This is a genomic window from Dermatophilaceae bacterium Sec6.4 (assembly GCA_039636865.1).
Lineage (GTDB): Bacteria > Actinomycetota > Actinomycetes > Actinomycetales > Dermatophilaceae > Allobranchiibius.
This window is the reverse complement of record CP144172.1, coordinates 1,248,000-1,272,667: the sequence shown is the minus strand read 5'-3', so window position 1 is coordinate 1,272,667 and position 24,668 is coordinate 1,248,000. Positions and strand designations below refer to the sequence as shown.

Genomic DNA, 24,668 nt, shown 5'->3' with positions numbered 1-24,668 from the left:
GCAGACGCAGTCGCAGTCGCAGTCGTGAAGCTGTGGCGCTCGCATCAGCCGACGCGCCGGTCACGGCAGGTCGTAGTCCACGACGACGGGAGCGTGGTCGCTCCACCTCTCGGCGTAGGACGCCGCCCGCCCGATGGAAGTGTCGCTGAGTGTGAATGCCAACGCCGGGGAGGCCCACTGATAGTCGATACGCCATCCTGTGTCGTTGTCGAAGGCCTTGCCACGCCAGGACCACCACGTGTAGGGCCCGTCGACGTCACCCGCCCTCGCCCGCACGACGTCCACCCACCCCGCATCCGCCCATCGGCTCAGATATGCCTGCTCCTGCGGTAGATACCCCGCTTTGCCGACATTGCCTCTGGTGTTGCGTAGGTCGCGGGCGGTATGACAGACGTTCAGGTCACCGGTGAGCACAGCCTGCCCGTCAACCAGCGCCGCCATCCGCGTACCCGCCGCATCAAGGAAGCCGTACTTCTCCCCCTGCCTCGCCGTACCTGCCTCACCGGTGTGAACATATGCCGAGATCACCGTCACGGCGCCGATCTGTGCTTCGATCCATCGTCCGGCGTCGGGGAAGCCGGGCAGGCCGATCCGCATGTCCGCTATCGCCTGACGCGAGAGGATGGCGACCCCGGCACGACCCGCGTCAGCAGCTGCAGCGTGCGCGAGGTGCCAGTCCGCGAATTGCCCAGCCGCCAGAGCGGTACGCAACTCCTCCGGACTTGCCCGAACCTCCTGCAGGGCTATGACGTCGGGCTGCTGCGCGTGCAACCACGAGAGACCGCCGCGGCGCAGCGCCGCTCGAATTCCGTTCACGTTGACGGACACAAGTCGCATCTCGCCATTGTGACAAAGGACATTCCGAAGTCCGAGAACGTCTCACTACATTTGTAGTAATATCGACACCGGAGGACCGAGCCACCTATTCCCAGGAGAATTCTGATGCCGCACGCCGACGCCGCAGTCAAAGCCGCACCCAGTTCCGACCTCAGCGCACGACAAGAAGCCACCCTTTGGGCTGTTGCAGATGTCGTATTCGCCGCAGTCCTGCTACTTCTCAGTGCGACCTTCCTGTCGGTCGACTCCGACTCCTTCCTGACCGCAACCCTGATCGCCCCGTTCATCGGCTGGGTCGTCGGCAACCTCGCCGCTTTCGCCATACCTCGCAGCATCCAGACCCCGTCGTGGGTCGTGGCCGCTGCCGGTGCGGTGCTCGTGGTCATCTGCGCGGTCGTGTTCCAGAGCGGTACTACCGTGATCGCCACCGGCCGGGGCCTCGCTGGTCTGGTCATCGGGGTGACGACCGGATTCCTCTTCCTGCGCGCCGCAACTGCCCGTCGACGCCGCCGCACCGCTTGAGCAGGCACGCCACACCTCGCTACACCATGCAGGTCCATGCAGGTCCATGCATGTCCTAGCACCCATTGGTGTCGGGGGTCGGTCGTACGCTGCAGGGATGGTTGATTCAGCACCCACCCCAGCCGCTCCGAACCCCGCGGCCGCCCCGGCGACGCCACCCGCCGACCTGAACGATCAGCTGGTCCAGACGTCACACACTCTGCAGCTCCCGGACGGCCCGCTGAAGTACACCGCCTCCAGCGGTCGGGTCGTGCTCCGCGAGGAAGTCATCGAGGAGGGCGTCTGGAAGGGTTCGGTCTCCAAAGCGCAGGTCGCCATCACCGCCTACACCCTGGATGACGCCGACCCGCACACGCGGCCCATCACCTTCGCCTTCAACGGCGGACCCGGTAGTTCCAGCATCTGGCTGCATCTGGGTCTGCTCGGCCCACGCCGGGTGGTCTGCGGTGATGTCGGCGCGTTGGTGGCGCCGCCGTACGACCTGGTGGACAACATCGAAACACTGCTGGCACACAGCGATCTCGTCTTCATCGACCCGGTCTCAACGGGACGCTCGCGCGCGGTCGAGGGCGGCAAGCCGAAGGACTTTCACGGCTTCAAACGGGACCTGGAAACCGTGGCCGAGGTCATCCGCCGCTGGGTCACCTCTGAGGGCCGCTGGATGTCGCCGAAGTTCATTGCCGGTGAGTCCTATGGCACGACCCGCGCCGCTGGCCTCGCCCAGCTCCTGCAAGACGACATCGGCATGCATCTCAACGGCCTGATGCTGATCTCCAGCGTCCTCGACTTCGGGATGTCCGATTTCGAAGGGCAGGATCCACGCGGTTGGTCGATGTATCTACCGTTCTACGCCGCTACTGCGCACGCGCACGGCAAACACGGTGATCGCCCGCTCGCCGACGTACTCGCAGAGGCCGAGGAGTATGCGTCACGCGACTACCCGTGGGTACTCTCCCGCGGGAACAGGTTGAGCCCCGACGACCGCTCGAAGGCTGTCCAGCGCCTGGCTCACCTGACAGGGCTCTCACCCGAATACGTCGACCGGGCCGATCTGAAGATCGAGCACTGGCGGTACTTCGGTGAACTGCTGCGCGCGGAGGGGTTGACCGTCGGGCGGCTGGACTCCCGCTTCACCGGCCCTGCGGCGTCACGCATTGCCGAACACATGGATGCCGACCCGTCGATGGATGCCATCACCGGCGCATATGTCGCCGCGTACCAGCACTATGCGCACGCCGAGCTCGGCCACACCGACGACGCGCCGTTCAGTGTCTTCGGCAAGGGCGTCAACGAGGAATGGAGCTACAAGGAATTCGAAGGCCGCTCTGTCTACGTGTCCGACCGGCTCGAGCGCGCGATGCGGGCCAATCCGCATCTGCGCGTGCAGATTGCCTACGGCTACTACGACGGAGCCACTCCGTACTTCGCCGCGCAGGAGACCGTTGCGCAGCTACGGCTGACGCCCCAGGCCCTGCAGCGGATCGAGCATTGCTACTACCCGGCCGGGCACATGATGTACGTGCATCAGCCCAGTCGCGTTCAGCAGAGCGAGGATCTGGCGGAGTTCGTGCGTAGAGCGGCCGGAGGCACAGTGCCGGTCTGACCTTTCAGCGACGCCACCAGGCCACTGTTGCCGCCAGACCCTCATCGAGGGTCTCCGGAGTGACCTCCGGGAACAACCGCAGCAGAGAGTCGTTCGCGGCCCGGGAGTGCTTCACGTCACCGATACGTGCCGCGGCGAAGTCGACGTGGGTACTGACGCCGACTGCGCGTCCAACGGCGGCGACCAGATCGTTGATCGACGTCTGCGTGCTGTAGGCGAGGTTGACCGGCTCCGGGTGCGACACCCGACGCTCGACCGCGGCCAGCAGGAGGCGACACACCGTGGACACGAAGCAGAAGTCGCGGGTCTGCTCACCGTCACCTTCCACCCGCAGCGGGCGCCCGGCCAACGCCGCGTCCAGGAACGCCGGGATGACCGCGGCGTATGCATGGTCCGCACGTTGACCCGGACCGTAGACGTTGAACGGCCGGAAGACGAGGGTCTGCAGGTTGTAGGACTGCTGCGCGGCCAACAGATACTGCTCGCCGGCGAGTTTGCTGACGCCATAAGGAGTCATCGGAGCCACCCACTCGCGCTCTCCTGCCGGGCTCGCTGGGTTGGCGCCGTACACCGCAGAGCTGGAGAAGAAAACGATGTGCTCGATCCCCGCGGACCGTGCCGCCTGCATCACCGCCATGGTGCCGTTGACGTTGACGTCGTTACAGCGCACCGGATCCGCGACGCTCAGCGGCACGCTGCCGATCGCACCGAGGTGCACGATCGAGTCGACGCCGCGCACCGCGCTGAGAACGACCTCGGGATCGGTCAGCGATCCGATGACGAGCTCGACATCGAGCCCGTCGAGATTCTCCCGCAGCCCACTGGACAGGTCATCGAGCACGCGAACGCGGTGACCGGCGTCCAGCGCGGTGCGGGTGAAGTTCGAGCCGATGAACCCAGCTCCCCCGGTAACCAGGATCATGGCCACGGTTCAGCCGGCCATCGCCTTCTGAAGGTTCTCATCCAGGGCGCCGAGGAACTCCTCGGTGGACAGGAAAGGCTGCTCTTTACCAATCAGCAGCGCGAGGTCCTTGGTCATCTTGCCTTCCTCGACCGTCTCGATGCAGACCCGCTCCAGGGTCTCCGCGAAGTCGGTCACCTCGGGGGTTTCGTCCATCTTGCCGCGGTAGGAAAGCCCTCGCGTCCAGGCGAAGATCGAGGCGATCGGGTTGGTCGAGGTGGGCTTGCCCTGCTGGTGCTGGCGGTAGTGCCGGGTCACGGTGCCGTGCGCTGCTTCGGCCTCAACGGTCTTGCCGTCCGGGGTCATCAGTACAGAGGTCATCAGGCCGAGCGAGCCGAATCCCTGCGCGACGGTGTCGGACTGCACGTCACCGTCGTAGTTCTTGCACGCCCAGAGGTAACCGCCCTCCCACTTCAGGCATGCAGCCACCATGTCGTCGATGAGTCGGTGCTCGTAAGTGATACCGATCTCGTCGAACTTGGCCTTGAACTCGGCATCGAAGATGCGCTGGAAGGTGTCCTTGAACTGGCCGTCGTAGGCCTTCAGGATGGTGTTCTTGGTCGAGAGGTAGACCGGTACCTTGCGGTCCAACCCATAGGTCAACGACGCTCGCGCGAAGTCCTCGATCGACTTGTTGAAGTTGAACATGCCCATCGCGACGCCACCGTCTTCGGCGAACTTGGCGACCTCGTACGACATCTCCTCGCCGCCACCTTCAGGGGTGAAGGTGATCTTCAGCGTGCCGGCACCGGGCACCTTGAAGTTCTGGGTCTTGTACTGATCGCCGTGGGCATGGCGACCGATGATGATCGGCTTGGTCCAGCCGGGCACCAGGCGCGGGACGTTGCTGATGATGATCGGCTCACGGAAGATCACCCCGCCCAGGATGTTGCGGATCGTGCCGTTGGGGCTCTTCCACATCTCCTTCAGGCCGAACTCCTCGACGCGGTCCTCGTCAGGGGTGATGGTCGCGCACTTCACGCCGACGCCGTATTGCTTGATGGCATTTGCGGAGTCAACGGTCACTTGGTCGTTGGTCGCGTCCCGGTTCTCGATACCCAGGTCGTAATACTTCAGGTCCACATCGAGGTAGGGATGGATCAGTCGATCCTTGATGAACTGCCAGATGATGCGGGTCATCTCATCACCGTCGAGCTCGACGATGGGGTTCTTGACCTTGATCTTGTCCATGCTGGCGGTGACTCCTCGAGGGAACTGGGTGGATGGCGGTCTTCCACGGGTGGGTTCTGACCGCCGCTCGAGACTATCGCGGTCGGTGCCGTTCCCCGGAATCGGCGACCTCCGACGATCTGCAACCGAGCGACCCACCTACGTGGAGGTGGCGCTGCTACCGTCGAACTCATACCAGCGGCCCGCCGAAATGCAGGCCCGTCGTCCAGTTGAAGGGGTCCGAACCCGTGAGCACCACGCCCATCAAGGTTGCCGTCACCGGCGCCGCCGGCCAGATCGGCTACAGCCTGCTCTTCCGCATCGCCAGTGGAGCACTTTTCGGGGCCGATACCCCGGTTGAACTGCGACTGCTGGAGATCACCCCCGCGCTGAAGACGCTCGAAGGCGTCGTCATGGAGTTGGACGACTGCGCATTCCCCACCCTCGCCGGCGTCCAGATCGGCGACGACCCGGCCAAGATCTTCGACGGTGTCAACCACGCCCTCCTGGTCGGCGCCCGCCCGCGCGGCCCCGGCATGGAGCGCAGTGACCTCCTCGAGGCCAACGGCGGGATCTTCGCACCCCAGGGCAAGGCGCTGAATTCCGTCGCGGCCGATGACATCCGTATCACCGTGACCGGAAACCCGGCCAACACCAATGCCTTGATCGCCATGTCGAACGCGCCCGACATCCCCAAGGAGCGCTTCTCGGCGCTGACCAGGTTGGACCACAACCGGGCGATCGCCCAGCTGGCGGCGAAGACCGGTGCCTCGGTCACCGACATCACCAAGATGACGATCTGGGGCAACCACTCCGCGACGCAGTACCCCGACCTGTTCCATGCGCTGGTCGGCGGCCGCAACGCTGCTGAGGTCGTCAACGACCAGGACTGGCTGGCCGGCACCTACATCCCAACCGTCGCCAAGCGTGGCGCAGCAATCATCGCGGCGCGCGGTTCGTCTTCTGCGGCGTCCGCCGCATCGGCCACCATCGATCACGTACACGACTGGGCGGCAGGCACACCGGCAGACGACTGGGTATCGATGTCGGTCTGCTCGGACGGTTCGTACGGTGTTCCCGAGGGTCTGATCTCTTCCTTCCCGGTGACCATTGCCGATGGCACGTGGTCGATCGTGCAGGACCTGGAGATCGATGACTTCTCCCGCGGGAAGATCGATGCATCGGTCAAGGAACTCGGCGAGGAGCGCGATGCGGTGAAGGCCCTCGGTCTGATCTGAGCCGTGCGACGAAGAAAGGCCCGGCGCGAGTGGCTCGCGCCGGGCCTTTCTGGGTCTCGTGGGCTCTTCTCCTCAGAGGCGGACGAGGGCGAAGATCGTCGCGACGGCACCTGCCAGGATCAGCAGGGTCACGACGTCGACGTACCGCGATCGCACCGCCAGGCCATCGGTGAACGGCGCCGGACCGAGCCTCAGCACCGCGGCGAGCACCAGGACCGCAGCAACGGCGTACCCGCCGATGCGAAGGGAGTAGAACCAGGCGAATACCAGAGCTGCGACCGTGCCCACAGCGAGCAACCACCACGCCGGCCCGAGACGCATAGGCCTCATCGAAGCTGGCGCTCAGCTGCCTGCACCACGTTGACCAGCAGCATCGCGCGCGTCATGGGGCCTACTCCGCCGGGGTTGGGTGCGATGAACCCGGCAACGTCCGCGACGTCGCGTGCTACATCACCGGCGATCCTGCCGTCCACTCGCGATACCCCCACGTCCAGCACAGCGGCGCCCGGCTTGACCATCTCCGCGGTGACCAGACCCGGCACACCGGCTGCAGCCACGACGATGTCTGCACCGGCCACGATCAAGGGCAGATCACGGGTTCCGGTGTGGCACAGGATCGCGGTGGCGTTCTCGCTATGGCGGGTAAGGAGTAGTCCGAGCGGCCGTCCGACCGTCAGCCCTCGACCGATGACCACGGCATTCGCCCCCGCGATCGGCACGTCGTAGCGGCGCAGCAGCTCGATGATTCCGATGGGAGTACACGGCAGGGGTGCGGACTCGCCGAGGACGAGTTTGCCGAGATTGATCGGGTGCAGACCGTCGACGTCCTTGGCCGGATCGACCCGCGACAACAGCGCGAATTCATCCAGGCCGGTCGGCTGCTGAACGAGGAATCCCGTGCAGGAGGGGTCGGCGTTCAGCTCGTCGATGACCGCCTCGACGTCGGCTTGCGTGGAGCCGGCCGGCAGGTCGCGGCGGATCGACCCGATGCCGATCGTGGCGCAGTCGCGGTGTTTGGCGCCGACGTACCAGTGGTTGCCCGGGTCGTCTCCGACGAGCACGGTGCCGAGGCCGAGCGTGATGCCCTGCGCCTTCAGAATCTCGACGCGTACCCGCAACTCGTCCATGATCGTCGCCAGGGTGGCCTTGCCGTCCATCACGATCGCCGTCACGGCGGATATTCTCCCACGGTCGATCGGTTGCCCGGCGGACATTCCTTCGGCGGACCGGTGGGCCTATCGTTTGCTGGTGACGTGGAGTGCGCGGGCCGTGGCCTACACCGACCCGGATGCGCAGGTGCTGATCGGTGAGCTCGACGACGACATGGTTGCGCGGTACGGCGGCAAGGACGCCACTGCCGTTGCGCCGCAACAATTCGCAGCACCGCACGGCATCTTCGTGGTCGCCTCCGATGAGCGCGGCCTGATCGGTTGCGCTGGATTGCGCGCCACCGACGAGGTCGCACGCGGCGACATCGAGTTGAAGCGGATGTACGTGCGCGTCTCTCGTCGGCGCGAAGGCCATGCCGTTCGGCTGCTGGTCGCCCTGGAGGAACATTCCCGAGCCCGCGGGTTCAGCCGCATCATCCTGGAAACAGGTTCGCCGCAGCACGAGGCCATCGCGTTCTACGAGAGCGCCGGCTTCGAGCCGATCCCCAATTTCGGCTACTACAAAGAGGACGAGCTCTCTCGATGCTTCGGCAAACGCCTGAGCTGAGGCCCGGCTGACCCTCAACCCACGGTCGATCAACCCATAGTCGCTCAACCCGTCAGGACCGAGAGCCTGACCTGCCGCACGTGGTTGTCGATATTGAGATCGACCAGACAGATGCTCTGCCAGGTCCCGAGGGCAAGTCGGCCACCCACGATCGGGACGCTGGCATACGGCGGGATCAGTGCGGGCATGACATGGGAACGGCCGTGCCCCTTGCTGCCGTGCTGGTGGATCCACCGATTGTCAGCAGGGAGAAGGTCTTTCAGTGCTGCGAGCAGGTCTTCGTCGCTGCCCGCTCCGGTCTCGAGAATCGCGATACCGGCCGTCGCGTGCGGCACGAAAACGTGCAGCAGTCCGGTCTCCACACCATCCAACGCGCTCTCGCACTGGCGGGTGATGTCCAGGACGACCTCGCGGCTGCCGGTCTCGATCTCAATTGTCTGAGTCTGCATGCCTCCAGTCTCGCCCAGTGGTTGCATCTTGTGGTGAGGGTGTGGCTATAGCGCAACCCTCACCACAAGATGCAACCCGAGGCCGTGGTCAGGTGGTGCGTGCCGTCGGCCTCAGTGCGCGAAGTGGCGGGTCCCGGTGAAGTACATCGAGACACCGGCAGCCTGGGCGGCATCGATGACAGCCTGGTCGCGCATCGAGCCGCCGGGAGCGACGATCGCGCGCACCCCGGCGTCGATGAGCACCTGCAGACCGTCGGGGAAGGGGAAGAACGCGTCAGAGGCCGCAACGGCGCCCTGAGCGCGGTCCTGACCGGCGCGGGTCACCGCGAGGTGGCAGGCGTCCACGCGGTTGACCTGCCCCATACCGATACCGACCGAGGCGCCGCCATTGGCTAGCAGGATCGCGTTGGACTTCACCGCACGGATCGCCCGCCACGCGAACTGCAGATCAGCCGCAGTGTCCGCATCCGCGGGATTGCCGGAGACCAGTCGCCAGGAGTCGAAGTCATCGCCTCCGATGACGGCGCCGGACCCGTCGTGCAGCACCGCATCGACCATGTCCGCCTGCTGCATCAACAACCCACCGGAGATGTGCCGCATCTCGCCCACCTGCTCGCGTGGCGCGGCGCGCAGCAGCCGCAGGTTCTTCTTGGTCTGCAGGATCGCCAACGCCTCCGGCTCGAAATCGGGAGCGACGACGACCTCGGTGAAGATGTCCTTGACGGTGTCGGCCATTGCGGCAGTGACGGTGCGGTTCGTCGCGATGATGCCGCCGAATGCCGAGGCCGGGTCGCACTCGTGGGCCTTGCGGTGCGCGTCGGCGATGTCGGAACCGATCGCTATCCCACACGGGTTCGCGTGTTTGATGACGGCAACCGTCGGCGCATCGCCGTGATCGTAGGCCGCCCGGTGCGCAGCGTCGGCGTCGACGTAGTTGTTGAACGACATCTCCTTGCCGTGCAGCAATTTCCCCTGCGCCAACCCCGGCGAGGTCAGCGCACCGTTGTCGTAGATCGCGGCGGCCTGGTGGGGGTTCTCGCCGTACCGCAGGGGACGGACCTTGTCGAAGGTGGCGCCGACCCATGTCGGGAAGCCGTCGTCTGCGGAGCTCACGGTCAGCACCTCCCCCATCCAGGTGGCGACTGCTACGTCGTACGTCGCGGTGTGTACAAATGCCTGCGCCGCGAGACGTTCACGCTGCTCGAGGGTGAATCCGCCGTCGCGGACGCTGCTCAGCACCTCGTCGTACGTCGTGGGATCGGTGACGACCGCAACCGACCGGTGATTCTTTGCGGCTCCGCGCACCATCGACGGACCGCCGATATCGATCTGCTCAACACACTCCGCCGGGCTCGCTCCGCTGGCAACCGTCTCGTTGAAGGGGTAGAGGTTCGAGATCAGCAGGTCGAACGGCTCGACCTCCAGGTCAGCCAGTTGCTCCCGGTGAGAGGGATTCTCGGTGTCGGCGAGTAGCCCGGCGTGCACCTTGGGGTGCAACGTCTTCACGCGGCCGTCCAGACACTCGGGGAAACCGGTGAGGTCCTCGACCTTCGTGACCGGCACCCCCAGCTCGGCGATCAACCGGGCCGAGCCGCCCGTCGACACCAGCGCGACGCCTGACTCGTGCAGCCCACGCACGAGGCCCTCCAGTCCGGTCTTGTCGTAGACCGACACCAGAGCGCGGTGGACCGGACGTCGGACCTCGTTCGACTGCTGCGCCTCTGACTGCTGTGTCACGGGATGCTGACCTTTCGACTGTTGACAGTGAATCCTTCGCGGGCCATCCGCCCGACGTAGTGCACAAGCTGCGGTCGTTCGACGGACTTGATCCGTTCGGTGAGCGTTTGGACGTCATCACCGTCAAACACCGGCACGGTCGCCTGCGCAACGATCGCTCCGGTGTCAAGACCCTCATCAACCACGAAAAGCGTCGCCCCCGTCACCTTGACGCCATACTCCAGCGCATCGGCGGGACCGTGCATCCCGGGGAAACTCGGCAGCAGGGCGTTGTGGCTGTTCAGGTAGCGGCCGCCGAACTTCTCCAGAAAGCGTGGACCGACCAACTTCAGAAATCCGGCGGAGACAACCAGGGCCGGCTCATGGACGGCCACCAGGTCGGTCAACCCGCTGTCCCAGGCTGCACGGTCGGGAAAATCGCGGACCCGGCAGACAAAGGTGGGCAGACCGGCACGTTCGGCGCGAGCGAGGCCCTGCACGCCTGCTCGGTCCGCTCCCACCGCTGCGATACGCAACCCGTAGGCCGGGTCGCCGGCTGCCTCGATCAGGGCCTGTAGAAGTGTTCCAGAACCTGACACGAGGACCACGATGGGCACCGGCTCGATCGCAGAGGACACAGGCAGCAGGTTACCGGCCCTCGGGCCTCGCCCTAGTCGCTGCACAACTCACCGGTCCAGTGGCGGGTCTCAGGGCGAGAGTCGGGAAACCTGGGACAACTCGCCGGTCGAGTGGCGGAAAACCTGGTCAGAGCTGGGAGCGACGCGCCTGCAGATAGTGCGTGATAGTCGCCGCTGCGGTCGCGCCTGCGGCGATCTCGACCGCGAGCAGCGGCAGCACCATCGGTGACACGTATGCCTGAGCGAGCGGCGCAGCACTCACCCGGGCACCCGCGAGCCAGATCAGGAGGGCAACACCGAGCGTCAGAACCCCAGCAGCACCCGCTGCGCAGGTCAGTTTCGCCTTCAGGCCGGTGAGAGCACTGAATCCGTTGGCCGCGCGATATCCCGCCAGTGCACCAACGAGGACCACGATGACCGGAGCGGCACGTACCCATAACGGCAACCCACCCGGGTCGGGGGCAGCACCTAGGACGGGGATGCTCGGCACGAGCCCGCTCTGCACGGAGCCCGCCGCGATCGTCGCGGTGCCGACGTGCACGCTCGCACCGCTGAACCATCCGGTGACCATGAGAACGATATTGGGCGCGCTCGCCAGCTGCGCCAGCGCGAGCACGAGGGTCCCGACTGTGCCGGCCGAAAGCAGCCCGTTCACCTGACCGACGCGTGACGCGTGGACGATGAGCAGCACCACCACAGCCACCAGGGCCATTGCCAACAACACGCCCGTCGCCTCGACCGCCGGCCGCACTCCCCGGCGGACAGCTGCGGGTAGACGTTCCCACTGGCGTGCACACCAGGCGTACGCGGCGAGCTCGGGCTCGGCTCGCAGCGCCCACCCGAAACCGACCGCAGCAATCACCATCGCTCCGGGAATCACACTGAGGATGCCGGGAGTGGCGGGACCCGTCATGCCCAACAGCGCCAACAGCAGACCGGCGCCGAGGTAGCCGAGGACAAAGAGCATCGGAGCGTGCCACCAGCGCCCGGCAGAGCGACCCTCCTGCTCGACCTCACGCAGCAACGGCTTCGCTGCGGCCCGCGCGAACCAGGCAGCCAGCCCGCTGAACAGCAGCGGCGCAAACGTGATGACGTGGGTAACCCCGCCCGCTGGAGCACGCAGATGGCCGTGATGCGCGAGGACCCACCCGTCGCCGGCGAACGACATCGCCGCCAACCAGCTGACACTCGAGCGGGAGTCGGCCATCCAGGCAACCAACGTGGGGACCAGCAATACGAGCGCCAGCGCGACCGCCCCGATGGCGCCGTACAGCAGCGCAAGACCCGACAGCCGGGGGTTGAACCGCCCGGCCGGGTGTAGGACGGTGACGTTCTGATCGCGTTCGAGCACACTCATGGTGGCCCCATGGTCGTCCCTGCTCGGGCATCCGGTGTGGCGGCGCGCCGCACACCTGCTGAGCAGGGATGAAACCTCGCAGGACGGTGCCGGAAGACAACAGGAGCGGCGCGGGATGCTCCCCGCGCCGCTCCTGTTACCTACGTTGCGTACGTGTCTAACGCTCATCCATCGCGACGAAGTGGCGTTCGGTCTCGCCGACGTAAACCTGGCGCGGGCGGCCGATCTTGGTCGCGGGGTCTTCGATCATTTCGCGCCACTGGGCGATCCAACCGGGCAGCCGGCCGATCGCGAAAAGTACGGTGAACATTTCGGTCGGGAAACCCATGGCCTTGTAAATCAGACCGGTGTAGAAGTCCACATTCGGGTACAGCTTGCGCTCCACGAAGTAGTCGTCGGCCAGCGCGATCTCCTCCAGCCGGATCGCGATGTCCAACAACGGGTCCTGCACGCCCATCTTCTCCATGACCTCGTGCGCGAACTTCTTGGCGATCGCCGCACGCGGGTCGTAGTTCTTGTAGACGCGGTGCCCGAAGCCCATCAGCTTCACGCCGTCTTCTTTGTTCTTGACCTTGGTGACGAACGTCTCGACGTCGTCGCCGCTTTCGTGGATCTTGCCCAGCATCTCCAGCACGGCGGAGTTGGCGCCACCGTGCAGAGGGCCTGACAGCGCGTGGATACCGGCCGAAATCGAGGCGAAGAGGTGCGCCTGAGCAGATCCGACAAGCCGCACCGTCGAGGTCGAGCAGTTCTGCTCATGGTCCGCGTGCAGGATGAAGAGCATGTCCAGCGCCTTGGCGATGGTGGGGTCGACGTCATACGGCTCGGCGGGGAAGCCGAATGTCATCCGCAAGAAGTTCTCAACCAGGTTGAGGCTGTTGTCCGGGTAGAGCAGGGGTTGGCCCTGGCTCTTCTTGTGCGCATACGCGGCAATCGTGGGCAGCTTGGCCATCAGACGGATGGTCGACAGCTCGATCTGCGCGGGGTCGGTGATGGACAAGCTGTCCTGATAGAAGGTGCCCAGCGCCGATACGGCTGCGGACAGCACCGACATCGGGTGTGCATCGCGCGGGAAAGCTGCGAGCAGATCTTTCAGGTCCTCGTGCAGCATCGTGTGGCGCGAGATACTGGTCCGGAAATTCTCCAGCTGCTCGTCGGTCGGCAGCTCGCCGTAGATCAGCAGGTAGGACGTCTCCAGGAAGGTCGACTTCTCGGCCAACTCGTCGATCGGGTAACCGCGGTAGCGCAGGATCCCGGCGTCCCCGTCGATGAAAGTGATCTCCGACTGGCATGAAGCGGTGTTGACGAAGCCGACGTCCAGCGTGACGTTGCCCGTCTGCTTCAGCAATGCCGCGATGTCGTACCCCGAGCTGCCCTCTTTTGCCGGCACGAGGTTGAAGTCCAACGTCTTGTCGCCGGCAGTGAAGCTAGCCGCACCCTGTTCCGTCATATGTCAGTCCATCCTTCGTCGGTTCTGGGCACGTCGTTCTGCGGCCCCGAAAATCCAGCAACTTCGACCGTACCCCAGGGTAGACGCGCATCCTGACCCAACCCAGCGGGCAAAAAGGCGGGAATGTGACGCTGCGTCAGCGTGCGGTGAGTCGCGTCGCTGCTGCGGCGACGCGCTCGTCCGTCGCGGTGACGGCAATCCGCACGTGCTGGGCACCCGCAGCGCCGTAGAAATCGCCCGGCGCTGCGAGGATCCCGAGCACTGCGAGGTCTTCGATGCTGTCGCGGCACGGGCGGGCCTGGGTCGCCCAGAGATACAGACCTGCCTCTGAATGATCGATCTGCCAGCCGGCTCGTTCGAACGCAGCACGCAGGGTCGCGCGTCGAGCTGAGTAGACCTGCTTCTGTGCGGCAACCGCGCCAGTGGCGGACAACCCGGCGAGCAGCGCACGCTGCACAGGCCACGGAACGATCATCCCCGCGTGTTTGCGCACCGCGACCAACCGCGAGATCAGCTGCGGGTCACCCGCGGCGAACGCTGCCCGATACCCCGCGAGATTGCTCTGCTTGGACAAGGAATAGACCGCCAGCAGCCCTTCGTGACTGCCGCCGCATACCCGATCGTCCAGAATACTCGGGGTGGTGAGACCGTCCGGCTGCTCGCGCCAATCCAGCTCGGCGTAGCACTCGTCACTCGCTACAACGACGTTGTGCTGGCGGGCCCAGGCAACCACCTTCGCGAGGTGCTCGACCGGCAGGACCTTGCCGTGCGGGTTGGCTGGACTGTTCAGCCAGAGCAGCTTTGGTGGCCTCGGGCCGAAACCTATGGTGCTGTCCGACGCGACAGGAGTGGCGCCGGCCAGTCGGGCGCCCACGTCGTACGTGGGATAGGCGATGCGAGGGATTCCGACGACGTCCCCCGGGCCGAGACCCAACATGGTCGGCAACCATGCGACGAATTCCTTGCTGCCTATGGTGGGCAGGACAGCGTCGGGATTGACGTTGCTGGAGTTGCGGCGCTCGGCGAACCATGTCGCCACACCCTCACGAAGGTCGGGGGTCCCCCATACCTGCGGGTATCCCGGGGCATTCGACGCATCGCGCAATGCTGCCTGGATGACCTGCGGAGTCGCGTCGACCGGCGTACCCACCGAAAGGTCCACGAGCCCCTCCGGGTGAGCGGCCGCGCGTGCCTTCGCCTGCGCGAGAGTGTCCCAGGGAAAGTCGGGCAGCGCGGCCTTCATCGGGTCTTAGACGTCGTGCTCTTGCGGGGGTAGAGCGGTGATCACCGGGTGGTCCTTCGCGATCACGCCCATCTTCGCGGCACCGCCGGGGCTACCCAGGTCGTCGAAGAACTCGACGTTTGCCTTGTAGTACTCGGCCCACTGCTTCGGCACGTCGTCTTCGTAGTAGATCGCCTCGACGGGGCACACCGGCTCACATGCACCGCAGTCGACACATTCGTCGGGGTGGATGTAGAGCGATCGCTCGCCCTCGTAGATGCAGTCGACCGGGCACTCCTCGATACAGGCCCTGTCTTTGAGGTCGACACACGGTTGAGCGATGACGTAGGTCATGACGAACTGGACCTTCCTGCAATTCTCGAACGGTGGGAGTGCCGGCGGTCTTGTGCCGTCGGCGGTTCTAGTATGACGAACCGATGCCTCTCCCTGTGAACCAGCCTGACCTAACCGCGGAATTCGAGCCCGGGATGCGCGTCGTCGTGCGCCACCGTACGGCCGACGGGGTCACTGATGCACTCGGGGATGTCAGCGCAGTCGACGCTGCATCGTTGGAGGTGACGACGCGGCGCGGGCCGGTGCGAATCGACCGGCGCTCGGTGTTGGCCGCCAAACGGGTGCCTCCTCGCGCTGTCCGCCGTGGGCGTCCGCACCGTGCACTGTCGATGCCGGACCTGCAGGAGTTGATGGTCGGTGGGATGCCGCCACTGCGATCGCTGTGGCTCGGTCGGTGGTTACTGCGCGAGTCAGCCGGATACACCGGGCGCGCGAACTCAGTTCTCCCGATCGCAGATCCGGGTATGCCGCTGTCTGACGCGCTTTCCTACGTCGAGGACTGGTACGCCGCCCGAGGCGGCGTGCCGCTGCTGCAGGTCTTCGGGCCGGACGATTTCGTGATCGCCGACGACGTGGCCGGAGGTGCTGCCCTGGCGGCAGGATGGACCGCGTTCCAACGCACCCTGGTGATGACCGCGTCTGTAGCTGCCTTGGCGGGTGGCGTTGCTTCGACCAGGCTCCCCACAGCGCTGCAGATCGGCGTCCAAGCCCACGCAACGGATGACTGGTGGATCGGGGCAATGTCCCGTGAGCAGGCCCATCGCGAAACCGCAGCCGCGATCTTCGGCCTGATCCCAGACGGTGACTACATCACTCTGAGCTTGGATTCGTGCGTCGTCGCGGTGGGTCGGATCGCGTACTCGCCAGGCTGGGCCGGCGCGTTCTCGGTGCACGTGCCAGCGCAGCACCGCGGCCGCGGATTTGCCCGCGAAGTGATGGCAGTGGCCGCCCGGCGGGCGCAGGCACGCGGCATACCGTCGATGTACCTGCAGGTTTCGCGGTCCAACACAGCAGCAGTGCGGCTGTACGAATCACTGGGCTTTCGCAGTCACCACGAGTACTGGTACCTCCGCGCCCCCTCCCCCACGCCCCGGTAGCGGCCCGCACCTGACCCTGACTCAGGCAACCCCGAGGGGCACACGTCCACGTGTGCCTCTCGGGGTTACCTGAGCCATGGTCGGCATGTCTGTGGATATCTTCGGGTCACTGCCGGCGTCGGTGGGAGCGTGGCGCCATGGATGGCAATGACAAACTGCTGCTCGCCGGAGTCCTCAAGCGCCGCGGCATTGGGCCCGAGACCGAACTCTTACGAGACCAGTCGCGCCTCGCCCGGATCCGCAGGGGGGTCTACGCCGACACCCGCTACTGGTCACAGCTGCAGGCCGCAGAACGTTACCGGATCTTCGTGCTTGCCACGGTGGAATGCATGCGATCTGCTCCAATTGTGTCAGGGCTGTCCGCCGCAGCTGTCTGGGAACTACCCACCGTGGGGCGATGGCCCAATACGGTGGAAGTTCTGGTCGCTCGAGGTGGACCGAGCTCGACGGGGAACGTGGCACGACGCCGAGTGGCGAGCATCCCCGAGCCACACCACGTCGGTGGCGTTCTGGTGACATCGCCGGCGCGTACGGTCATCGATGTTGCGCGGTGTGCTGACTTTGCCGCAGCCCTCATGGTTGCCGACGCGGCGTTGCGACAAAAACTGTGTACGCCCGATGACATTGATCACGAAGTCGAACTGATTCCGGACCGGGCACGCGGCCGAAAGAGCGCAGCACGCGTCGCGATGCTCGCTGACCAGCTCTGCGAATCGCCGGGTGAATCTCTCAGCCGGGCGCGGATGTGGGAGCTCGGGCTTCCTCAGCCTCGACTTCAGGTGCCGCTACACGACAGCCGGGGTAGCTACGGACGAGCCGACTTCGGCTGGCCAGGAGTAATCGGCGAGTTCGATGGGAAGGCCAAGTACGGAATGCAGGGCATCGCGGATGAAGAAGCTGCAGACGTGCTGTGGCGCGAAAAACGCCGCGAGGATCGCATTCGAGAAAGCGGCGGGGTGGCTCGCTGGACCTGGGACGACGCGCTGAGGGGGTCACCCATGGCGCAGATCCTGGCCCGCGTCGGCATCATTCCCGTGCCACAGCCACCGCCCTGGGTACGGAGGCCAGCCACCACCTGACTCACCCTGGCTCAGCTAGTCCCGAAAGGCACACGTCCACCTGCGCCATTCGGGGTTAACTGAGCCATAGTCGATGGCGGGTGGGTCAGCCGGTGCAGATGACCAGGTCAGCGGGCTTGTACGTCGTGGTCAGGGATTCATCCTTGACCACTTTGCCGTCGCGCGTCACCCTGCGGGTGACGGTGACTTTGAAACCGTTCACCGCGGGCTGCCCGAGGCAGGCTGCCCCGCTCACCCGCTGGGTGCCCGGAGCTTTGATGTCGAATTGCGGCCCAGTGTTGCTCGTCACGGTGAAGACATTCGTTCCGTAGAGCCTTATGACGGAGTAGTTGGACTCCGTCCGCGCCTCGATCACGATGCCGTGCCCGCTGTCGTTGGTCCACTTGTTGTCGATCGTGGGAACGGACAGGGTCGCCTCGCGGCCCATCGGATAGCGCGAGATCCAGTAGGAGTGCGCCGTGTGCACGTCCTCCTGGAGACCTGCGAAAAAGGTTGCGTTGTACATCGTGGTCGATACCTGTGACAGTCCACCGCCGGTGCCAAGGAAGTCACGACCGCCCTCCAGCACGGGCGCATCGACATATCCGTTCGACTTCACAATCGGCGACAGCGCATCGAGCAGGCTGAACTGCTGGCCCGGCGCGATGTACGTACCGTTCAGCTTGGCGAGGCCTACCTTGATGTTCTCAGTGCGGGCCGCGTTGTAAGTGCCGAGCGGATACCTGGAGCGAAACTCGCTGATTTTGGTGGTGCTGATCTGCGACAGATCGACGCTCGTGCCCTGCTGGGATGTGGTGACTGCCGTGATGGTGCGCTTGCCGGCCTGCAGACCTGCAATCAACGCGGCACCCGTCTTCACCGGGTCCACGATGCTGCCGGCCTTACCTGGAATCACCGTTTTCGTAGGCACGATGCCATTCATCTTCACCTTGGGAAACGTGGCCGGCGTCGCGAGTTGCGGGCTGATCGAGCTCACCAGCTTCGCCATCACCTCGGGAATCACTGCGATCTTCAGGGAGTTCCCGTCCGGGACCGTCTTCAGGACGTCTGAGAGCTGCCGCACGGTGACGTTCGCGTTACTGCCGTCCTTGGCGAAGGTGACCGGCCCGGACATCGCAGCCTTCGCCGGTCCCGCGGCGAAGGCGTCGATGGTCTGCCTCGTGAGCTTGGGCGCCTGGTCCGTGAGCGCAGCATCGTAGGACGTCTTGGCCGGCCAGCCGGTCGCGATCGCGGTGGCCAGTGCAGTGACGTCGACGCCTTTACCGGGCTTGGAGTAGGTGACCTTGACCTGCCCGCCGATGAATTTGACCGTGCCCGGAACAGGCGCGCCCTTGACCGAGGCACCGGCCGCCGCAATCGCGTTCTGCAGCTCGGTCTTGTCGACCGTTGTTTTGAGCGACCTCGAGGATCCTCCGGTGTAGCGGTGCCAGATGGTGCTGGGATCGAGGGTGAAGCCGGTGAGGTTGTCCAGGGCGCCGTCGGCGTTGTAACTCAGGCCGGCTGCCGAGGGCAGGATGCTGAAGGTCTTACCGCCCGCCACGAAGGTGACCGGCTCTCGTTCGAGTGCTGCAATGTGACCCTGCACCCGTTTCTCGGCAGCAGCTTTACTCTGGCCCCCGACGATCATGCCGTCCACCGTGGTACCACTCGGGACGCGGTCGGTGCCTGTGAGAGCGACCCCGCCATAGGCCGCCACCGCTACCGCGATCACCCCGACCCCTGCTATCAGCCCCCAGCCTTTCCGATTTCGCCGCGGCTGCGGCGGTGCGGTCAGATCCTCAGCCGAGTCGGTTGCTTGTTCGTCAGTCACGGATGTGCTCCAAATCGCCCTCTGTAGTACGTCAGTGCGTCTTGCGGCACCTCTGCGTCGTACATCGCGACGACGCTGCCGATGACCAGCGTGTGATCACCGGCCGGATGTGTGTCGACCGTGCGGCACTCCAGCTGTGCCAACGCACCGTCCACAAGTGCCACCCCCGTCTCCCGGCCTCGAGTATGCGGCACCCGATCCAGCTGGCCGTGCAACGGTCGACCCCGTGTCGCGAGCCACGCTGCGATGGAGCGGGCACCCACCGGGAGGATGCTCAGACCCCACACCCCGGATGCCAGGACCGCGTCGTGGAAGCGGGCCTCCTGCTCGACGCTCACCAGAATCAGTACCGGATCCAGGGATACCGAGCAGACCGCATTGGCCGTCATCGCGTGATCCAGCCCGTCGGCGTAGGTCGTTACCGCAGTGACGCCGGAAACCAGCCTGCCCACGACCCGCCGGTAGTCGTCCGGATCGACACCGTTGAAGTGCTCCATCCGGCTCACCCCAGCAATCCTGTCAGAGTCCGTTCGGCGGGCATCGTTCTGCCGGTCTCCGGGTCCAGCTCGGCGAATCCCTCGCGGCCGGACATGAGCGCGACGATATCGTTCGACAAGGTGTAGTGGGCGTCGTCCAAAACTGTGACCTGCGTGCGGTGACAGCGCAACGCCGCCGCCTGGATCGGGACACACTCGGGGTCCACCAGTCGATGAGTCACGCGATCGTCAGCGACCACGGATGGCGGGTAGGGATCAGAGTGGTCGAGCGTCGACAGACCCTCGAAGTGGGTCTCCAGGCAGCTTTGACGATCCTGCTCCGCCCACGACCACGGCGTGAGCGTGGCAAAAAGTCGCGGCCGCTGCTCCTTCGGTAGCGACGCGACGGCCGCCACTGTGGCGCGATGGGTCTGAATGTGGTCCGGATGCCCATATCCACCGTGCTCGTCGTAGGTCACCACTACATCCGGCTCGAGCGCCCGGATGACGTCGGCGACCCGCGCACCGACGTCGGCAACGGGTGCCGACGAGAAGGCTCGCGGATGACGTGACGCGAGCGAGCCGGCCATCCCGGAATCACGCCAGTTGCCGGCCAGAACCTGCGATGAGGCGACGCCGAGCACCTCTGCAGCACCTGCCAGTTCAAGACGTCGGACGTCCGCGAGCGGATCGCGGATGTCCGACGGCCGGGGCTGCTTTGCCGGAAGTTCCAGGTGGGCGAGCTCGGCGGGGATGACCTCGCCCTCTTCACCGAGGGTCGCGGTCAGCACGTGCACTTCATCGCCGAGACGCACATGGTGGGCCATCGCCACCCCGTTGACGAGAGTCTCGTCATCGGGGTGGGCGTGCACGAAGAGCAACCGGGCCATGGAGTGGCTCAGCGGCGCGACCGTGACAGCGCGCGACCGCGTTCGCTCTGGTCCAGGATCAGCTTGCGGATACGTACCGACTCAGGGGTGACTTCGACGCACTCGTCCTCGCGGCAGAACTCCAGGCTCTGCTCCAGCGACAACTTGCGCGGCGGGAAGATCTTCTCGAAGTTGTCGGCGCTGGACGCGCGAACGTTGCTGAGCTTCTTCTCCTTGGTGATGTTCACGTCCATGTCGTCGGTGCGAGAGTTCTCACCAATGATCATGCCCTCGTACACCTCGGTCGTGGGGTCCACGAAGAGCGTGCCGCGCTCCTGCAGGTTGACCATCGCGAAGGAGGTGACGACACCGGTACGGTCCGACACCAGCGACCCCGACGTGCGGGTGATGATCGGTCCGAACCACGGCTCGTACCCGTCGAACACGTGGTTGGCGATGCCGGTGCCACGGGTTTCGGTGAGGAACTGGGTACGGAAGCCGATCAGGCCGCGCGAGGGCACCTTGAACTCCATCCGGATCCAGCCGGTGCCGTGGTTGGTCATCTGCTCCATGCGGCCCTTGCGGGACGCGAGGATCTGAGTGATCGCGCCGAGGTACTCCTCAGGGGTATCGATCGTGAGGAGCTCGACCGGCTCCTGCAGTTTGCCGTCAACCTCACGGGTGACCACTTGCGGCTTACCGACGGTCAGTTCGTAACCCTCGCGACGCATCTGCTCCACCAGGATGGCGAGTGCGAGTTCGCCACGGCCCTGGACCTCCCACGCGTCGGGGCGTTCGGTCGCGAGAATCCGCAGCGACACATTGCCGACCAACTCGCGGTCCAGACGGTCCTTGACCATCCGGGCGGTGACCTTGCTACCGCGCACTTTGCCGACCATCGGCGAGGTATTGGTGCCGATGGTCATCGAGATTGCCGGCTCGTCGACCGTGATGAGCGGCAACGCGATCGGGTTCTCCGGGTCGGCCAACGTCTCGCCGATGGTGATCTCGGGAATACCGGCAACGGCGATGATGTCGCCCGGTCCGGCCTGCTCGGCGCTGGCGCGCTCCAGCCCGTCGGTCATCAGCAATTCGGTGATCTTGACCCGCTGCTGGGTGCCGTCGTGACGGCACCACATGACCTGCTGGCCCTTCCGGATCACGCCGTTGCGTACCCGCAGCAACGCGAGGCGACCGAGGAAGTTGCTGGAGTCCAGGTTGGTGACGTGCGCCTGCAGCGGCGCCTCATCGTCGTAGGCGGGTGCCGGAATCGTGGACAGGATCGTGGCGAAGAGCGACTCCAGATCGACGCCCTCGGGGTTCTCGCCGTTCGCGGGCCGGGTGAGCGAGGCAATGCCGGCCTTCGCGGAGGCGTAGACGACCGGGAAGTCGAGTTGGTCGGGGTTGCCATCGGCGTCGTCGAGCAGATCCATGAAGAGCTCGTAGGCCTCTTCCTCGACCTCTTCGATGCGACTGTCCGGTCGGTCGACCTTGTTGATACAGAGGATGACGGGCAATTTTGCGGCGAGCGCCTTGCGCAACACGAAGCGGGTCTGAGGTAGCGGACCCTCGGAGGCGTCGACCAGCAGGACCACACCGTCGACCATCGACAGGCCGCGCTCGACCTCGCCACCGAAGTCGGCGTGGCCGGGGGTGTCGATGATGTTGATGGTCACGGGTGTGCCATCGGACGCAGGCCCGTCGTAGGAGATAGCAGTGTTCTTGGCGAGGATCGTGATGCCCTTTTCGCGTTCCAGGTCACCGGTGTCCATCACCCGCTCACCCGTGGCCTCGACCGTCTGGCGTTCGGTGAACGCACCGGTCTGCCGGAGCATCTTGTCCACGAGGGTGGTCTTGCCGTGGTCGACGTGAGCAACGATCGCGACGTTGCGCACGTCGTCCCGAGTTTTCATAGACATGATTTCGATTATCTCAGGCGGCTGAGGCTGTTCGAACCACCTGCGCGTGGCGCCGGTCACGCACGAAGACCTGGAAACCCTCCCCATCGGGAATGATTCCGCCAATTTCGTGTTGTGTAATGATGTAATTAAGTAATTTAGCGAGGAGACATCATGAACTGCCCCACCCATCACGGCTCTGACAATGACCACAACGAAGGCGCCGACCGGAAAGGATCGAAAGGACCCAGTAGACATCGGGGCCCACGGAGCTCTCAGGGTTTCGCGGGACCGGGCCGAGGACGCCCCAGCGGCTGGCAACAGGCCGATCTGCCCCCGGCCGACGACGCAGCCGGCTGGTTCGCCGGGCGCCTGCCGAGCGGGCTGTATACCGGCTCGCCGACCGTGACCGTGGATCGCGAAGAAATCGTCGTCATCGGCGACATCGCTGCCCCCGACCTGCCCGATGACGCAGATCCCACGGCGACGGAGGCCGCTGTTGAGGGACGGCTGACCCGATTCCGTGAGGAGACCCGCGATATCCGGATGGCGTTGGCGCAGGAGGCGCAGGCCAAGTACAAACGATCGGTGGCCTGGGGTGCGCGCATCGGCGCCACCCAGGTCGTCTTCACCAATCTTGCCGTCCCGGTGATGACCAGGTTGCGGCAGGACGAACGCCGCGTGCTGGACACCCTGGTGGATGCCGGCGTCGCGCGTTCGCGTGCTGACGCCGTGTCGTGGTCGGTCAAGCTGGTCGGCGAGCACACCCAGGAGTGGCTCGCCGAGCTGCGTGAAGCGATGACGAGCGTGGATGACCTCCGCGCAAAAGGTCCGCGCATCTAAAAATCGCAAAGACCTGCCGAGTGGCAGACAAGCACGTCGACCGGCATACCAAAGGGTGCGCCGGTCGAGTGTTTTGTCTGCCACTCGGCGACGTTCAGTGCAGCAGCTGCCGGATCGCCTGCACGATCGGCAGGTCCGGCGCCAGCCATGGCACGTCATCCAACTGCGCCCTGGTGAGCCAGCGAAGCTCGTCGTGGTCCACCAGTTGCGGGACCCCGGCTGTGATTCGCGCCAGTCGCACATTCATCAACCAGCCCGCCGTGAGCCGCCACGCCGTCACCTCGCCCAACTCGACCGGGCCAACCACCTCGGCGCCGAACTCGACGGCGACCCGCAGCTCCTCGGAGATCTCCCGCCATAGCGCAGCCTGCAATGTCTCCCCCGGCTCGACCTTGCCGCCGGGAAACTCCCAACCCCCCGCGAGTTCAGCGGGCGCGACGCGCCGGGCTGCCAGGAGGCGACCGGGGTGCGCCAGGTCATCGACGATCGCCGCACCGACCACCATCCTCGGCGTCGGGCCCGCGTGCGTTCGGTCACAGAGGTCATCTCCCACGCCGCGATCATGGCTCATAGACTCCTCATCGTGCCTGCTCTCCTCGCCGTCGTGACGCATGAACCGAGCTGTCTGGCGGGCCTGCTCGGCGAGGCGTGGGAGGAAGCCGGAATCGAGCTGCGCATCTTTTCGCCCTACCGCGATGTCGCCGATCTGCCGACGGACCTGGACCCGTTCGCCGGACTTGTCGTACTCGGCGGTCACATGAGCGCGAACAGCGCGGACAGCTACCCCTGGCTGAACCCGACGATCGCGCTGCTTGCCGAAGCGGTGCGCCGCGAGATTCCCACGCTCGGGGTGTGCCTGGGACATCAGCTGCTGGCATGCGCGCTCGGCGGAGCTGTGGACGTCAACGAACTGGGCACTCGGATCGGCCTTACCTCGGTTGTGCTGACCGAGGCCGGTCGCCAGGACCCCCTGCTGGCCAGCACCGACGCACGACGCGCGACGCATTGGAACGGCGACGTCGTTACCCGACTACCTGCCGGTGCGGTGCGGCTGGCCACGGCCCCTGACGGCACCGTGCAAGCTGCCCGCTTCGGCGCGCGGGCGTGGGGTGTGCAGTTCCACCCCGAGGTGACCGAGTCGATCTTCCGGGAGTGGGCCGCGGAGTACCCGGGTCGCGACGACCTCGACATCCTCGGTGATGCCATCGCCCGCGCAGCGGACGAACTACGCACGACGTGGGCTCCTCTCGCCTTGCGGTTCGCTGCGCAAATGACGCCAGCGCACCACTCGTCCACCACCTGAGTGCAGCCTCACCTGCCTGGATCGCCACGGCCGCAGGGGGCAGAGTGAAGCAAGCAACCC

25 protein-coding genes are annotated in these 24,668 nt (G+C 65.5%); 8 read left to right on the top strand and 17 right to left on the bottom strand.

Features of this window, described 5'->3' with window-relative positions:
- Nucleotides 1–60: 60 nt before the first annotated feature.
- Nucleotides 61–837 carry an exodeoxyribonuclease III gene (locus tag V3G39_06305; GenBank protein ID XAS77649.1) on the bottom strand — a complete coding sequence of 259 codons (777 nt, stop codon included), beginning with the start codon at nucleotides 835–837 and terminating at the stop codon, nucleotides 61–63.
- 105 nt (nucleotides 838–942) lie between these two features.
- On the opposite strand from V3G39_06305, the gene V3G39_06300 reads away from it, so the two are divergent.
- Both V3G39_06300 and V3G39_06295 read left to right on the top strand, forming a co-directional pair.
- On the top strand, nucleotides 943–1,359 hold the full coding sequence (locus tag V3G39_06300) for a hypothetical protein (GenBank protein XAS77648.1): 417 nt from the start codon (nucleotides 943–945) through the stop codon (nucleotides 1,357–1,359).
- Between the two features lie 97 nt (nucleotides 1,360–1,456).
- Nucleotides 1,457–2,962 (top strand): peptidase S10, encoded by a 1,506-nt coding sequence (locus V3G39_06295; GenBank protein ID XAS77647.1) that lies wholly within the window; start codon nucleotides 1,457–1,459, stop codon nucleotides 2,960–2,962.
- Between the two features lie 4 nt (nucleotides 2,963–2,966).
- On the opposite strand, the gene V3G39_06290 is transcribed toward V3G39_06295, so the two are convergent.
- Nucleotides 2,967–3,884 carry an NAD-dependent epimerase/dehydratase family protein gene (locus V3G39_06290; GenBank protein ID XAS77646.1) on the bottom strand — a complete coding sequence of 306 codons (918 nt, stop codon included), beginning with the start codon at nucleotides 3,882–3,884 and terminating at the stop codon, nucleotides 2,967–2,969.
- A 9-nt stretch (nucleotides 3,885–3,893) separates the two neighbouring features.
- The gene (locus tag V3G39_06285) at nucleotides 3,894–5,114 is read right to left on the bottom strand and encodes an NADP-dependent isocitrate dehydrogenase (protein ID XAS77645.1); all 1,221 of its coding nucleotides are present in this window, start codon (nucleotides 5,112–5,114) and stop codon (nucleotides 3,894–3,896) included.
- A 227-nt stretch (nucleotides 5,115–5,341) separates the two neighbouring features.
- Between V3G39_06285 and V3G39_06280 the strand changes: the two genes are divergently transcribed.
- A complete protein-coding gene (locus V3G39_06280; GenBank protein XAS77644.1) occupies nucleotides 5,342–6,331 on the top strand; it encodes a malate dehydrogenase in 990 nt (329 codons plus the stop codon).
- A gap of 72 nt (nucleotides 6,332–6,403) precedes the next feature.
- Here V3G39_06280 and V3G39_06275 read toward each other — a convergent pair whose 3' ends face one another.
- Nucleotides 6,404–6,661, bottom strand: coding sequence for a DUF3017 domain-containing protein (locus V3G39_06275; GenBank protein XAS77643.1), 258 nt, complete (start codon nucleotides 6,659–6,661; stop codon nucleotides 6,404–6,406).
- Complete coding sequence (locus tag V3G39_06270) at nucleotides 6,658–7,503, bottom strand: bifunctional methylenetetrahydrofolate dehydrogenase/methenyltetrahydrofolate cyclohydrolase (GenBank protein ID XAS77642.1); 846 nt, start codon at nucleotides 7,501–7,503, stop codon at nucleotides 6,658–6,660. The genes V3G39_06275 and V3G39_06270 overlap by 4 nt, the downstream gene beginning before the upstream one ends.
- Nucleotides 7,504–7,579: 76 nt before the next feature.
- Between V3G39_06270 and V3G39_06265 the strand changes: the two genes are divergently transcribed.
- Complete coding sequence (locus V3G39_06265; protein XAS77641.1) at nucleotides 7,580–8,047, top strand: GNAT family N-acetyltransferase; 468 nt, start codon at nucleotides 7,580–7,582, stop codon at nucleotides 8,045–8,047.
- A gap of 44 nt (nucleotides 8,048–8,091) precedes the next feature.
- On the opposite strand, the gene V3G39_06260 is transcribed toward V3G39_06265, so the two are convergent.
- The 7 genes from V3G39_06260 to fdxA form a co-directional block, all read right to left on the bottom strand.
- Entirely contained in the window at nucleotides 8,092–8,496 is a 405-nt protein-coding gene (locus V3G39_06260; protein ID XAS77640.1) for a secondary thiamine-phosphate synthase enzyme YjbQ, read from the bottom strand.
- A gap of 111 nt (nucleotides 8,497–8,607) precedes the next feature.
- Entirely contained in the window at nucleotides 8,608–10,233 is a 1,626-nt protein-coding gene (gene purH, locus V3G39_06255; protein ID XAS77639.1) for a bifunctional phosphoribosylaminoimidazolecarboxamide formyltransferase/IMP cyclohydrolase, read from the bottom strand.
- Entirely contained in the window at nucleotides 10,230–10,850 is a 621-nt protein-coding gene (gene purN, locus V3G39_06250) for a phosphoribosylglycinamide formyltransferase (protein XAS77638.1), read from the bottom strand. Before purN ends, purH begins: the two co-directional genes overlap by 4 nt.
- A 127-nt stretch (nucleotides 10,851–10,977) precedes the next feature.
- Nucleotides 10,978–12,207, bottom strand: a complete 1,230-nt coding sequence (locus V3G39_06245) for a DUF6350 family protein (GenBank protein XAS77637.1) — start codon at nucleotides 12,205–12,207, stop codon at nucleotides 10,978–10,980.
- 157 nt (nucleotides 12,208–12,364) lie between these two features.
- Entirely contained in the window at nucleotides 12,365–13,657 is a 1,293-nt protein-coding gene (locus V3G39_06240; protein ID XAS77636.1) for a citrate synthase, read from the bottom strand.
- Nucleotides 13,658–13,793: 136 nt separating this feature from the next.
- Entirely contained in the window at nucleotides 13,794–14,900 is a 1,107-nt protein-coding gene (dapC, locus tag V3G39_06235; GenBank protein ID XAS77635.1) for a succinyldiaminopimelate transaminase, read from the bottom strand.
- 6 nt (nucleotides 14,901–14,906) lie between these two features.
- Nucleotides 14,907–15,233: a ferredoxin gene (fdxA, locus tag V3G39_06230; protein ID XAS77634.1), complete on the bottom strand. Its 327-nt coding sequence runs from the start codon at nucleotides 15,231–15,233 to the stop codon at nucleotides 14,907–14,909.
- 83 nt (nucleotides 15,234–15,316) lie between these two features.
- Between fdxA and V3G39_06225 the strand changes: the two genes are divergently transcribed.
- Together V3G39_06225 and V3G39_06220 are read left to right on the top strand one after the other, a co-directional pair.
- A complete protein-coding gene (locus V3G39_06225) occupies nucleotides 15,317–16,330 on the top strand; it encodes a GNAT family N-acetyltransferase (protein XAS77633.1) in 1,014 nt (337 codons plus the stop codon).
- Between the two features lie 137 nt (nucleotides 16,331–16,467).
- Nucleotides 16,468–17,409, top strand: coding sequence for a hypothetical protein (locus tag V3G39_06220; GenBank protein XAS77632.1), 942 nt, complete (start codon nucleotides 16,468–16,470; stop codon nucleotides 17,407–17,409).
- A gap of 85 nt (nucleotides 17,410–17,494) precedes the next feature.
- On the opposite strand, the gene V3G39_06215 is transcribed toward V3G39_06220, so the two are convergent.
- The 4 genes from V3G39_06215 to typA are packed head-to-tail and all read right to left on the bottom strand — an operon-like array spanning nucleotide 17,495 to nucleotide 22,483.
- On the bottom strand, nucleotides 17,495–19,219 hold the full coding sequence (locus V3G39_06215; protein XAS77631.1) for a VanW family protein: 1,725 nt from the start codon (nucleotides 19,217–19,219) through the stop codon (nucleotides 17,495–17,497).
- A complete protein-coding gene (locus V3G39_06210; protein ID XAS77630.1) occupies nucleotides 19,216–19,716 on the bottom strand; it encodes a flavin reductase family protein in 501 nt (166 codons plus the stop codon). The genes V3G39_06215 and V3G39_06210 overlap by 4 nt, the downstream gene beginning before the upstream one ends.
- Before the next feature lie 5 nt (nucleotides 19,717–19,721).
- Nucleotides 19,722–20,585 carry a PIG-L family deacetylase gene (locus V3G39_06205; GenBank protein XAS77629.1) on the bottom strand — a complete coding sequence of 288 codons (864 nt, stop codon included), beginning with the start codon at nucleotides 20,583–20,585 and terminating at the stop codon, nucleotides 19,722–19,724.
- An 8-nt stretch (nucleotides 20,586–20,593) separates the two neighbouring features.
- On the bottom strand, nucleotides 20,594–22,483 hold the full coding sequence (gene typA, locus V3G39_06200; protein XAS77628.1) for a translational GTPase TypA: 1,890 nt from the start codon (nucleotides 22,481–22,483) through the stop codon (nucleotides 20,594–20,596).
- Between the two features lie 153 nt (nucleotides 22,484–22,636).
- On the opposite strand from typA, the gene V3G39_06195 reads away from it, so the two are divergent.
- Nucleotides 22,637–23,305, top strand: a complete 669-nt coding sequence (locus V3G39_06195; protein XAS77627.1) for a hypothetical protein — start codon at nucleotides 22,637–22,639, stop codon at nucleotides 23,303–23,305.
- 94 nt (nucleotides 23,306–23,399) lie between these two features.
- Here the strand turns inward: V3G39_06195 and V3G39_06190 are convergent, their stop codons facing one another.
- Nucleotides 23,400–23,858 carry a (deoxy)nucleoside triphosphate pyrophosphohydrolase gene (locus V3G39_06190; GenBank protein XAS77626.1) on the bottom strand — a complete coding sequence of 153 codons (459 nt, stop codon included), beginning with the start codon at nucleotides 23,856–23,858 and terminating at the stop codon, nucleotides 23,400–23,402.
- A 30-nt stretch (nucleotides 23,859–23,888) separates the two neighbouring features.
- On the opposite strand from V3G39_06190, the gene V3G39_06185 reads away from it, so the two are divergent.
- On the top strand, nucleotides 23,889–24,608 hold the full coding sequence (locus V3G39_06185; GenBank protein XAS77625.1) for a type 1 glutamine amidotransferase: 720 nt from the start codon (nucleotides 23,889–23,891) through the stop codon (nucleotides 24,606–24,608).
- Nucleotides 24,609–24,668 lie beyond the last annotated feature (60 nt).